Here is an 11,666-nt window from a genome sequence, read left to right as displayed (position 1 = left end):
GAGCTCCCATGAGCCGTACTGTAAACTGTGTTTTCTTAAAGAAAGAAGCGGAAGGCTTAGATTTCCAACTTTACCCTGGTGAACTCGGTAAACGTATTTTCGATAACATTAGTAAAGAAGCTTGGGGACAATGGCAGCACAAGCAAACGATGCTAATCAATGAAAAGAAACTCAACATGATGGATCCTGAGCATCGTAAATTGCTTGAAACTGAAATGGTGAGTTTCCTATTTGAAGGAAAAGACGTGATTATTGATGGCTATACCCCACCAAGTGAATAATCAGGTATAATCGCAAACAACTTTTGTAGCAGGCATTGCTTTTCCCATTTTTGGGGTATCGAAAGCAATGCCTGTTTTGTTTTAAGTAAATGCGATTGACGATAAATTCGAACCCGACATGAATAAAAAACACTGGCTCTTACTCATCACCTGTATTGTTCTTTCTGGCTGTAGCCGAGAATTTATCGAAAGCGTTTATGATGTTGATTACACACCTTCGAACCGTTTCGCTAAAAACCTTGCGCCGCTTCCAGGCCAATTTGCTAAAGACACCGCTGCTCTCGATAGCTTGATGAACCAATTCTCCGGTCAAGTGGCCAATAAATGGGGACAAGACAATATCAAGATGGCTGGCGCTAAAACCTACGTTAAATATACCGATGGCTATCTAAACCGCGCCGATATCGACTTTGATAATGGTACTGTTACCGTAGAAACCATTGCCTCGACCGATCCCACCGCTCACTTAAAACAAGCGATTGTGACCACCCTACTGACGCCGAATAACCCCGCAAATGTCGACTTATTTTCATCCAAAGAAATCGCAATGGGCGGCAAACCTTTTTTATCCGATCAAGTGGTCGATCAGAATGGTCAATCGATCCAATGGTCTTGGCGCGCCAGTCAATTTGCTGATTACCTCATTAAAAACAAACTTCAAACGCGTACCGTTGATTTTAAAAAGTCTTATTTCGTCACGATTCCTATGGTTCAAAACCATTCGAAATTACGCAGTTATCAATATGCAGCGATCGTCCGTAAGGCTTCTAGACAATACGATATCCCTGAAGATCTTATCTATGCCATCATAAAAACAGAAAGTAGCTTCAATCCTTATGCGGTAAGTTGGGCAAATGCTTATGGCTTAATGCAGATCGTACCAAAAACCGCGGGCCATGATGTATTCAACTTAGTGAAAGGCAAATCAGGCATGCCTTCACCAAAATATTTATATAACCCTGCCAATAATATTGATACCGGAACGGCCTATTTCCATATATTAAAAACCCGTTACTTGAAGGGAATAAAAAATTCAACATCCATGCAATACAGTATGATCTCTGCTTATAACGGTGGTGCTGGGGGAGTATTTAATACCTTTGGTGGCGGTAAAACCAATGCCATCAATGACATTAATAGATTGCAAACCAATCAAGTCTATTGGGCACTGACTAAAAAGCATCCCAATTCAGAGTCGCGTCATTACTTAGAAAAAGTGACCCGATATCAAAAAGAATTTCATGCAATGAAATAATCATGGTTCGCAGAGTGCATCAAACCCTCTGCGTAATATGACGCAAAAAACAGCAAATCACTCTTTTTTGCTTAAATAGACAGCAAACAAACCTTTTTTTCGATTTTTTTACAAAAACAAGTTGACGATAGAGCAGAAAATCCGTTTAATAGCGCTCCGTTGCCCGGATAGCTCAGTCGGTAGAGCAGAGGATTGAAAATCCTCGTGTCGGTGGTTCGATTCCGCCTCCGGGCACCACAATTTATTGTTGGTGTCTTAAGTAATTAAAACAGCAACTTGTCCTAATTAGGGCAGCAAAAAAATTTAGTGTGCCGACTTAGCTCAGTAGGTAGAGCAACTGACTTGTAATCAGTAGGTCACCAGTTCGATTCCGGTAGTCGGCACCATTTTTTTGCCTCGATAGCTCAGTCGGTAGAGCAGAGGATTGAAAATCCTCGTGTCGGTGGTTCGATTCCGCCTCGAGGCACCATTATTTAGTTAACGACTGATTACATCAATTAGTGTTAAAAGAATAATTCCCCTTTAGTTCAGTCGGTAGAACGGCGGACTGTTAATCCGTATGTCGCAAGTTCAAGTCTTGCAAGGGGAGCCACTTTAAAAAACCTCATCATCTGATGAGGTTTTTTTTCGTCTCCATAATCTGCCAATTCGCGCCTTTCTCCTTTTACTTAGCTTATTTTTACCACTCTATGTAAGCATTATGTCAAACAGGCTAATTTTAGAATCGAGTATTCAATTTCGTTTTAGCACATGAAACTGGTAATGAATTTCTTCGAGAGAGCTTTCAAACTAACAATTTTTTATTCTGTCTTTTTTTGCCACGCCACCACACTCCATTCCACTCAAAAAAACAAATGGAGGTGTCTATGAAGCATCAACTTTCTCGACCAAAATTATACCTATGCATTAGCTGGGTTGGATTAACCTTACTCTCAAACTATGCACAAGCGCATGGTTACCTAGACTACCCAGCAGCAAGGCAACAAATCTGCGATATGGACGGCGGATACTGGGATTCAACCGATGGTAGCACCATTCCTAATGCAGCCTGTCGCGCAACCTTTCTTGAATCCAGTTGGACTCCTTTCGTGCAAAAGCCAGAGTTTTCAACTTTAGTATCCAATTACAATGACCAAACCGCTGTTGAAAGCGCGATTCCTGATGGTCAACTGTGTTCAGCTGGCGATAATGCTAAGCATGGTATCGACCTCCCCTCGCCTGACTGGCAGAAGACGAAGGTAGATTTAACTAACAATGGCAAAGTGACACTACAGTATCGAGCCAATACTCCACACAATCCTAGCTTTTGGAAAATCTATTTAAGTAAACCAAGTTACGATTCTGCGACGATGCCTTTGGCTTGGAGCGATCTGGATTTAATCGCTGAGTTTGGCAATCTAACAACCGTGGAGCTTAATGGTAAAAAGTATTATCAAATGGAAGTCACCTTACCAGAAGATAGAACTGGCAATGCCATTTTATACACACGCTGGCAGCGTCAAGATCCTGCAGGTGAAGGTTTTTATAACTGCAGTGATATTTCATTTGGTACAGACAACGGTGAAACCAACCCTAATAATCCTCTCGATAAATGGATAAGCAGGGGTAACTACCTTGCGTCAACCATTAACGCAAATGCTGGTGATACTGCTTGGCTACGTGTCTTTGATGAAAATGGCCAAGAGATCATATTTGAAAAGTCCCCAATTGATAATGATGCGGAAACGGTGTGGGCAGAATCCTTAGCAACAACCGTTAATCAAAAATACCCACAAATAGTACAAATTGGTTTAAAAGATTCAGCTTCACAAACGATTCAATATCAAAGCCAAGATCTGTATAGCAATTTAGTTTATCTCACCGATTCAAATTACAGCTATCAATTAGAAATTAAAACGGGAAATCACGCTCCGGTTATCAGCGCCCCAAGCAATTTAACCGTTCAAAGTGGTCAAAGTCTTGTATTTGAAGTGAGTGCATCGGATGCCGATAGCGACCCACTCATTTTTAGTGTTGATAAGGGAAATATCATTACTCAAACTGAAAACCAAGTTACGGTCAATTATCAAGCGCCCACTACCGATGTTCAACTGAATGAAACCATCATGGTATCTGTTGGTGATCCCATTAGTACAGCACAAGCAAATATCGCCATTACAGTGACACCATCGGAAAATGGAAATAACAATACAGGAGAAAGCACCTGGAGTAGTTCGGTTGCGTATAGTGCTGGAGATGTGGTGATATTTGAAGGCATAAGCTATACCGCTAACTGGTGGAGTAAAGGCGAACAACCTGATATATCGAGTGCATGGCAAGCTATGGTTAACTCAGAAGCTGAATGGGGAGCAGAGCAAGTCTATCACTCTGGAGATACCGTTACTTACCAAGGGATCTCTTATAAGGCGCAGTGGTGGACACAAGGCGATAGACCAGACTTAGCAGGCCCATGGGTTAAATCGTAATTAAAGCGGCAATATACGTCTGATAACCATGAATCCCTAACCTCTTGGTTAGGGGTTCTTTTTTACAACTCAATAATGTCATTGAGTAAAGCTTGATAAGCTCACCTCACAACTAAATCGGTTATACACTTCGACTTTAAAATCACTCAAAAATATTAAGCAATTTATTTTTATTCGTTTCGTGAGTCCGATATGAATTGGCCCTTCATTTTAGTTAAACCAGTATTATTTAGAGAAAATAACGACCATATTGTTATGATATCAGCCTACCAAAGGACAAAAAATTAGGATTGAAATCACGTAAAACCGTCTTTTTTTTGAACTTAAGTGTGAATAAATACACAATGACGACTATAAATTGCTCAAACGAACTTTTTTTTATATTTTAGTGTTGACGTTAGTCTCGAAAAACCGTTTAATACCCCCCGTCGCCCGGATAGCTCAGTCGGTAGAGCAGAGGATTGAAAATCCTCGTGTCGGTGGTTCGATTCCGCCTCCGGGCACCACTATTTATAGTTTGGTGTCTTGATTAAAAGACGTCAGATTTAAAAAATACAGTGTGCCGACTTAGCTCAGTAGGTAGAGCAACTGACTTGTAATCAGTAGGTCACCAGTTCGATTCCGGTAGTCGGCACCATTTTTCTAGCTTAACTTCTAGAAATAAAAAAGAATAATTCCCCCTTAGTTCAGTTGGTAGAACGGCGGACTGTTAATCCGTATGTCGCAGGTTCGAGTCCCGCAGGGGGAGCCAATTTAACATTGTTTGAACTAACGTTTCAGATAATGACAGTGCCGACTTAGCTCAGTAGGTAGAGCAACTGACTTGTAATCAGTAGGTCACCAGTTCGATTCCGGTAGTCGGCACCATTTTTCTAGCTTAGCTTCTAGAAATAAAAAGAATAATTCCCCCTTAGTTCAGTTGGTAGAACGGCGGACTGTTAATCCGTATGTCGCAGGTTCGAGTCCCGCAGGGGGAGCCACATTAAGAAAGCCCGATCACTCGATCGGGCTTTTTTTTTGTTTCTCGTTTCTCGTTTCTCGTTTCTCGTTTCTCGTTTCTCGTTTCTCGTTTCTCGTTTCTCGTTTCTCGTTTCTCGACAGAATAATACTGTAATCATATCTTTACAGTAAAAATATCGACACAGTTAATGAATTTCCTTAATTTAGATCAAGATCACACTTGTATAATTATCACACAATGCATTCATACTAAAAATATATCAGGAATACTCATATGAAAATCAAAACTCTCGCTTGTGCTTTTATCATCAGTACGATAGCGGCAGCACCAGCACTCGCTGATGCTAATAAAGGCTTTTATATTGGTGGTGGCGTAGGTGCTGCAGCTTTTGCTTCGCCAGACTTAGAAGATGATGTTGATGATGGTGATATTGATGGCGTTGATGATATTAACTTTGACAGCTCAGGCTTAGCCTACAACCTATACGCAGGCTACCAATTTAACCGCGTTGTTGCCTTAGAGTTGAGTTACAATAACTATGCAGATACAAAAATAAGCGCTCGAAGTTCTATCTCAAAGAGCTCAAGTTCAATTCCAGTGGGTAAATTTTCTACTGATGGCATGTCTTTAAGTGCAAACCTTGGCTATACCTTTGATAATGGCTTGCGTCCCTTCGCGCTTGCTGGCTTAGGGTATATCGATGCTCCCAATGATGACGGTGTTGCGTCTTTCCATGGTGGCCTAGGTCTAGACTATACTCCAACAGCACTACAGAGCCTGACTTTCAGAGCAGCCTACCAGTTTGATGCTTATGAAATTGACGCAGATGACGATTATGTTGCCATTTCAGGCATGATTACCGCTGGCGTGGCATACCGATTCTAATCATTCAAGAGGAGTGGCTATCAATGCGACTCCTCTTTTCTTTTGATATTTTTCGTTCACTTAACGACCGATTTAACCTCAAGTATTATTGACGATGAAAGTATTTATCATCTTATTACTCAGTCTATTGATCTCGGCAGTATCGATGCCTGTTTTGGCCATGACTTGGTATTTAGACCATAGCTATATTGATGTGACCACTCGAGTGTGCGTGTATCGATTAGGTAATCAAACACGTTTCGATTACTTGAGCGCAACATCGTTATGCCCTCTCAGTCAAGAATGGCCATAATGAAATAAACCAATAGCAGCCCTAATTCCTGCTATTGGTTTACATTAACAAGCCTAGCGATCTAGCCCACCAATACATACATACTTGGTTTCTAAGTATTCCTCTAACCCTTCTTTCGCGCCTTCTCGGCCATTACCGGATTGCTTCATACCACCAAATGGTGCGACTTCGGTTGAAATAATGCCTTCGTTAACACCCACCATGCCATACTCTAAGTTATGCGCGACGCGCCAAATACGATTCATATCTTGGCTATAAAAATAAGCCGCTAATCCATAAATCGTATCATTGGCCATTGCGATCATTTTATCTTCTTCCGAAAAACGAATGATCGGTAACACAGGACCAAAAATCTCACCTTGAACCAGTGGCCTATCATGCTCAACATCGATTAATATGGTTGGTGCAATAAAGTTGCCTTCTAACGAGCGCTCTTGATTGATTTGTCTTGCACCACGACCTTTCGCTTCTTCAATCAAATCAGACACTCTTTGCTTCGCCTCTTTTGAAATAAGCGGACCAATATCGGTTGATTCATCGAGCCCATTGCCGACTTTAAGTTTATCGACTTCCGCCACCAGCTTTTGAATAAATTCATCATAAACCGCCTCTTGCACATAAAAGCGGTTAGCACACACACAAGTTTGCCCAGCATTACGAAACTTACTGGCAATCGCCCCTTTCACCGCACTATCAATATCTGCGTCATCGAACACGATAAATGGCGCATTACCACCGAGTTCCATTGAGGTACGTTTAATGGTTGAAGCACACTGCATTTGTAGTTTACGACCAACTAAGGTTGATCCCGTGAATGAAAACTTACGAACAGAAGGATGATAAGTAAAAACTTCCCCTACATCATGCGCATTCTCGCCCACAACCATGCGTAGAACGTCTTTAGGTATCCCGGCCTGATAAGCAAGCTCTGTTACCGCAAACGCCGTCAGTGGCGTCGATTCAGAAGGTTTACAGATAAAACTACAACCCGCGGCTAATGCGGGTGCGGCTTTACGAGTGATCATCGCGAGTGGGAAGTTCCAAGGGGTAATCGCAGCCGCCACACCAATCGCTTGTTTTACGGTTAAAATGGTTTTGTCATTACTAGCTGAAGGTATGGTATTACCATAAGCTCGGCGCCCTTCTTCAGCAAACCATTCAATAAAAGAGGCTCCATAACGCACTTCACCTAGTGCTTCTTTTAATGGCTTGCCGCCCTCTAACGTAATCAACATGGCAAGATCATCTTCATTTTGAAGAATAAGTTGATGCCACTTTTTCATCAATTGACAACGTTCTGAAACGGGCTTTTTCTGCCAAGCTTTTTGCCCAGCTTCCATTTCTACCACGTCATGTTCAATTTTAGCCTGACAAGACATAGGAACGGTGGCTAACAAACTGTCATCGAATGGATTGAATACTTGCTGACCTTTTCCATCAGTCAAGACTGAGGCGAGGAGTGTTTGATTTTTTAATTGCTTCATATTCATCCCTTTTTCTAATTGATATATTTCAGTTTAGTCGAAATATTATTGATTCGATTTATCATAATGCGCTCTATAGCACTGAAAATCTAGCCACAAAAAAGCCCCAACCAAAGGTCAGGGCCATCCTAAAATGAAGTATCGCTGTAAGGTTAATCAATCCGAATAAAGAGTGTCTTCCCTTCCGGTTGGATCGTTGCTTGCCCTTGAATCGCAGTTCTTGGATCGTTAATTACTTCTATTTTGTCTTTAGGCCACCCATGCTTATAAAGGTATGGCTTAATGAAATGGTATCGAAGGTTACTCGGTACGTTAAAAGCGTTTGATTTAGTCAGTTGATACATATACTGACTCATTTTCGGCTCATCGACACTGACGAAAACTTTATCAAACTGCTCAGGCTGCTTGAGGTACCCAAAAGTATCGTTTGACTCCATGATGCTCGCCATCGCTTGTCGACTTTGTGTATAGCCATCATTGTAGTCATGCATCTGATAAGATAATGGGATAAAGAGCAGTAATAAAACTAGCCCACGCCATACTTTCTGTTCGATCAATAACAGCATTACCGCTAAACCAATGGGTAAAGTAATACCTGAGCGTAAAGGAACCGTCACGCCTAAAGGGACAACACTGGCATAAATAGACAACACAACTAACGCCACAATAAGAGTATATTTCAAATGCTGTTTTACCGCCCAAACAACAGTCATTGCGATAGGTAGATAAAACCAAGGGCTCAACGCTGAAATATACAAAGCATTACGTTCAAAATTGCCAGCACTCTTTAATACATTATCAAGCAAGCTGCTCACACTGGTCGATGGTGTAGAGCGCCGCCAGTTTGCAAAATGAATAAAACTTGCATGCTCAGAGATAACGTAGGTGTATGCATAGACCAGGCTATTCGCCACAACATAACCAAGCACATACCCTAGTGCCCACATTAACAAAAATTTGATGATACTAGGATAAGAAGCATGTCGGAGTGTCGATAAAAACAACAACGGCATCAAAAAATAAAATGCTGGATAGGTAGCAAACAACAAAATTCCAGACACAATTAATAGCGCAGACGGGTTGAGTTTTTCTTTCATGTAAGCAAATAACGCCAACATTAAGCAACCTGGGATTAATGTCATCGGCCATTTAAATAACATCGTAAAATAAGGCACATTGATGACCAGTAATCCAAAACATAGAGCTAACCACACATCCTTGCGAATCCCTAATGACAACCGATAGCCAAAATAAAAAATCGACAAATTACATATGATCACAGCAACATAAGAAGGAACGGACTTTAAACTATGAAACAATGCAAAGTTAATCCAACGACCTTCAGATACAAACTTATCGGTATACCCTCCCATATAAGGCAAGGCATCGTGAGCAATATCGGATAAAACCGACATTTGTACATTGTATAAGGTCGCGATCAGTAATAAACCAAACACCCCCCATTTAGCGAGTTGCGGGTAATCCAGACGAGCGTTTTGAGTAAATAGAAATGGCAATAAGCCTCGCATCGACACACCTTGCGTGAAGACTTTTTGATAACCTAAATAGTTCACCACCATAGAAACACCAATCGCCAATACTTGAGCAAAATAAACCACAAAGCCGCCGTATTGCACTAACCAATATAAAACTGCAGTCGAGCAACCGAGTGAGGTAAAATTCACCAGACAAAAAGGAACGAATTGGCCTGATTTTTTCTCACTTTTAAACACAAAGCTACGATTGAGTGCATAACTAATCAACATGCCAACTAGGTAGGATAATATGGACGATACGATATATCGCCCACTAAAATGATAAAGAGCAATAAATGCCAAATAAGCCGAAACGGTATTGATTCCTCCCACGAAACCAAAGCGCAGTTTTTGCTTAAAATCGTTATACAAGAAACTATTTAACATTTGCATCGGCTTTTGCGACATCAGATTCTCTGCTTTTCTTAATGATATACAACGGGCGATCTTTCGACTCATTATAAATACGGGCAACATATTCGCCTAAAATCCCAATCGAAATCAGTTGCACCCCACCCATAAACAAAATCGACACTAATATCGAAGTCCAACCTGACACCCAATGCTCCGTCAACAATCGAATATATACAGAATACAACAACATCAGCATCGCGATTCCTGAGCAAGCAAAGCCCATCATAATGGATAGTTTAAGCGGCTTAACGGAGAAGGATAAAATGCCATCAATACCAAATTTAACCATTTTCATTAATGGGTATTTAGACTCACCAGCAAAGCGAGCAGAGCGTTCATAACAGATCGAGGTTTGATTAAAGCCAATCCAACTGACCATACCGCGAATAAAACGAGATTTTTCAGGCATTGCAATCAAATGATCGACCACTTGGCGATCCATTAAACGAAAATCCCCTGTATCTAAAGGGATCGGTACCTCAGATAAACTATTTAAAATACGGTAAAACCATTTAGCGGTAAGCAACTTAAACTTAGATTCACCTTCACGATTAATACGAGTGCCATACACCACATCGAAACCTTGCTGCCACTTCTCAATCATATCGGCAATTAAACGAGGGGGATCTTGCAGATCGGCATCGATCAACACCACTGCATCACCAGTACTGACATCCAAACCTGCACTCACGGCTTGTTGATGACCGAAGTTACGAGAAAAAGAAATTGTACGGACGTTGGTATGCTTCTGACTATGCACCAACAGTTTTAACTCCGTATCATCCGAGCTACCATCATTAATGAAAATCAGTTCAAATTGGTAATTATCAATCGATTGAGTCACAGACATAAGCTCAGCCACCGTCGTATCAATCACTTCACTTTCATTAAAACATGGCACTACAATAGAAACTGTTTTCATAATCTACCCAATTTAGTTATCGCGGGAATAACACCAAACATCAGGTGTTGTGTCGTTTTACTTTTCTAATAAAAGCAAGAGATAAAGAGAGGGTTGAGTAAGCGACATAATATGACCGCGCCGATAAATGTAACAATTTGTATCTAAGATAATGCAATTAAGGCAAGGTTCACAGAATAATTGTGCTTTTGACGATTCTTTTACAATCCGCACATAGTGATGACCTGAAGTATGAAAATATAAAATCGAAGAGGTGTTGTACAAAAGGTTAAAGAGAGATTTAGCTGGTGAGATAGCAAAAAAGGCGCTCAATTGCTTGAGCGCCTTTCTTTAAATTTGGTAGCGGTAGGCGGACTTGAACCGCCACGCCCGAAGGCAACGGATTTTGAATCCGTCGTGTATACCAATTTCACCATACCGCCAAATTGTCACTCGAATAGCATATCGCTAAGGAGTGGTTCGAATTATACGTATGGAAGAGAGTGGCGCAAGTGTTAAATTTTCAAATTGGTTTGATCGCTGATATTTTCGCCATTAATGCTAGTTCGATGCACTTTTATACTTTAAATACTGGGGACAAATCGCTATTCTGCTGAAATTGTTTATTAATTAGATAGCTTATGAATTCAATAGCTCAAGTGAAACCTGCTGGTTTTTTACGTCGTTTGGCCGCTATATTCTACGATGCGTTGATTATTATCGCTGTAGAAATGATCGCCGTCGGTATTGTGATTGCGACAATGGAAGCACTATTATCTCAAGGCTTGGTCAGTTATGGTTCTTATATTGATGCCAGTGACCTACTCAATCACCACCCGATTTGGAGCGTTCTATTTCACGCTTATGTTGTGATGGTTTGGGTTGGCTTTTTAAGCTTCTTTTGGATGAAAGGACAAACTCTAGGCATGCGAGCGTGGAAGTTAAGAATACAAAATGAAAATGGTACTCCTATTACTTTCTTCCAATCTTTAATTCGCATGGCGACATCGTTATTTGGTTTAGGCAACATCACGGTTTTATTTGATTCAGAGAAACGTGCTTTGCAAGATATGTGGGCAAAATGCCAAGTTATTCAGTTAGCTAAAGTGGACTAACAACTAAAATCATATTTAATAAATACAAAAAGGGATGCTTGCTGGCATCCCTTTTCGCTATTTTATTAACGGTTAAAT

9 protein-coding genes and 10 tRNA genes are annotated in these 11,666 nt (G+C 40.9%); 15 read left to right on the top strand and 4 right to left on the bottom strand.

Translation table 11 applies throughout. The features are described from left to right. Positions 1–8 precede the first annotated feature (8 nt). The 14 genes from VRUMOI_RS03050 to VRUMOI_RS19195 all read left to right on the top strand — a co-directional run bounded on the left by VRUMOI_RS03050 (position 9) and on the right by VRUMOI_RS19195 (position 6,139). Positions 9–281: an oxidative damage protection protein gene (locus VRUMOI_RS03050; protein ID WP_089137913.1), complete on the top strand. Its 273-nt coding sequence runs from the start codon at positions 9–11 to the stop codon at positions 279–281. A 118-nt stretch (positions 282–399) separates the two neighbouring features. After that, on the top strand, positions 400–1,536 hold the full coding sequence (gene mltC / locus VRUMOI_RS03045; protein WP_089137914.1) for a membrane-bound lytic murein transglycosylase MltC: 1,137 nt from the start codon (positions 400–402) through the stop codon (positions 1,534–1,536). A 161-nt stretch (positions 1,537–1,697) separates the two neighbouring features. Then, positions 1,698–1,773 (top strand) — tRNA-Phe (locus tag VRUMOI_RS03040). Between the two features lie 73 nt (positions 1,774–1,846). Beyond that, positions 1,847–1,922, top strand: a tRNA-Thr gene (locus VRUMOI_RS03035). A gap of 7 nt (positions 1,923–1,929) precedes the next feature. Further along, positions 1,930–2,005: transfer RNA gene (locus tag VRUMOI_RS03030), tRNA-Phe, on the top strand. 47 nt (positions 2,006–2,052) lie between these two features. Next, a tRNA-Asn gene (locus VRUMOI_RS03025) sits at positions 2,053–2,128 on the top strand. A gap of 274 nt (positions 2,129–2,402) precedes the next feature. Then, positions 2,403–4,001, top strand: coding sequence for a lytic polysaccharide monooxygenase (locus tag VRUMOI_RS03020; protein WP_089137915.1), 1,599 nt, complete (start codon positions 2,403–2,405; stop codon positions 3,999–4,001). A 430-nt stretch (positions 4,002–4,431) separates the two neighbouring features. Next, positions 4,432–4,507, top strand: a tRNA-Phe gene (locus VRUMOI_RS03015). A 55-nt stretch (positions 4,508–4,562) separates the two neighbouring features. Beyond that, a tRNA-Thr gene (locus VRUMOI_RS03010) sits at positions 4,563–4,638 on the top strand. A gap of 38 nt (positions 4,639–4,676) precedes the next feature. Continuing rightward, positions 4,677–4,752: transfer RNA gene (locus VRUMOI_RS03005), tRNA-Asn, on the top strand. A 40-nt stretch (positions 4,753–4,792) separates the two neighbouring features. Further along, positions 4,793–4,868 (top strand) — tRNA-Thr (locus VRUMOI_RS03000). Positions 4,869–4,905: 37 nt separating this feature from the next. Then, positions 4,906–4,981, top strand: a tRNA-Asn gene (locus VRUMOI_RS02995). Positions 4,982–5,235: 254 nt separating this feature from the next. Then, positions 5,236–5,847, top strand: a complete 612-nt coding sequence (locus tag VRUMOI_RS02990) for an outer membrane beta-barrel protein (protein ID WP_089137916.1) — start codon at positions 5,236–5,238, stop codon at positions 5,845–5,847. A gap of 94 nt (positions 5,848–5,941) precedes the next feature. Continuing rightward, complete coding sequence (locus VRUMOI_RS19195; protein ID WP_162598333.1) at positions 5,942–6,139, top strand: hypothetical protein; 198 nt, start codon at positions 5,942–5,944, stop codon at positions 6,137–6,139. Positions 6,140–6,192: 53 nt separating this feature from the next. Here VRUMOI_RS19195 and VRUMOI_RS02985 read toward each other — a convergent pair whose 3' ends face one another. The 4 genes from VRUMOI_RS02985 to VRUMOI_RS02970 form a co-directional block, all read right to left on the bottom strand. After that, positions 6,193–7,623 (bottom strand): NAD-dependent succinate-semialdehyde dehydrogenase, encoded by a 1,431-nt coding sequence (locus VRUMOI_RS02985; protein WP_089137917.1) that lies wholly within the window; start codon positions 7,621–7,623, stop codon positions 6,193–6,195. A gap of 152 nt (positions 7,624–7,775) precedes the next feature. Then, positions 7,776–9,566, bottom strand: a complete 1,791-nt coding sequence (locus tag VRUMOI_RS02980) for a GtrA family protein (protein WP_089137918.1) — start codon at positions 9,564–9,566, stop codon at positions 7,776–7,778. Beyond that, positions 9,535–10,494, bottom strand: a complete 960-nt coding sequence (locus VRUMOI_RS02975) for a glycosyltransferase family 2 protein (protein WP_089137919.1) — start codon at positions 10,492–10,494, stop codon at positions 9,535–9,537. Before VRUMOI_RS02975 ends, VRUMOI_RS02980 begins: the two co-directional genes overlap by 32 nt. A gap of 337 nt (positions 10,495–10,831) precedes the next feature. Then, a tRNA-Leu gene (locus VRUMOI_RS02970) sits at positions 10,832–10,916 on the bottom strand. Between the two features lie 198 nt (positions 10,917–11,114). On the opposite strand from VRUMOI_RS02970, the gene VRUMOI_RS02965 reads away from it, so the two are divergent. Beyond that, positions 11,115–11,588, top strand: coding sequence for an RDD family protein (locus tag VRUMOI_RS02965; RefSeq protein WP_089137920.1), 474 nt, complete (start codon positions 11,115–11,117; stop codon positions 11,586–11,588). Positions 11,589–11,666: the final 78 nt, after the last annotated feature.

Origin of the sequence: Vibrio rumoiensis, from assembly GCF_002218045.2 — a bacterium.
GTDB classification, from domain to species: Bacteria; Pseudomonadota; Gammaproteobacteria; order Enterobacterales; family Vibrionaceae; genus Vibrio; species Vibrio rumoiensis.
The sequence above is the reverse complement of the archived record's forward strand: the minus strand, read 5'-3'. Positions and strand labels throughout refer to the sequence as shown.

Coding starts and splice junctions, on each gene's coding strand:
- VRUMOI_RS02965 (WP_089137920.1), top strand. CDS start 11,115: ATGAATTCAATAGCTCAAGTGAAACCTGCTGGTTTTTTACGTCGTTTG.
- VRUMOI_RS02975 (WP_089137919.1), bottom strand. CDS start 10,494: ATGAAAACAGTTTCTATTGTAGTGCCATGTTTTAATGAAAGTGAAGTG.
- VRUMOI_RS19195 (WP_162598333.1), top strand. CDS start 5,942: ATGAAAGTATTTATCATCTTATTACTCAGTCTATTGATCTCGGCAGTA.
- mltC (WP_089137914.1), top strand. CDS start 400: ATGAATAAAAAACACTGGCTCTTACTCATCACCTGTATTGTTCTTTCT.
- VRUMOI_RS03020 (WP_089137915.1), top strand. CDS start 2,403: ATGAAGCATCAACTTTCTCGACCAAAATTATACCTATGCATTAGCTGG.
- VRUMOI_RS02990 (WP_089137916.1), top strand. CDS start 5,236: ATGAAAATCAAAACTCTCGCTTGTGCTTTTATCATCAGTACGATAGCG.
- VRUMOI_RS02980 (WP_089137918.1), bottom strand. CDS start 9,566: ATGTCGCAAAAGCCGATGCAAATGTTAAATAGTTTCTTGTATAACGAT.
- VRUMOI_RS03050 (WP_089137913.1), top strand. CDS start 9: ATGAGCCGTACTGTAAACTGTGTTTTCTTAAAGAAAGAAGCGGAAGGC.
- VRUMOI_RS02985 (WP_089137917.1), bottom strand. CDS start 7,623: ATGAAGCAATTAAAAAATCAAACACTCCTCGCCTCAGTCTTGACTGAT.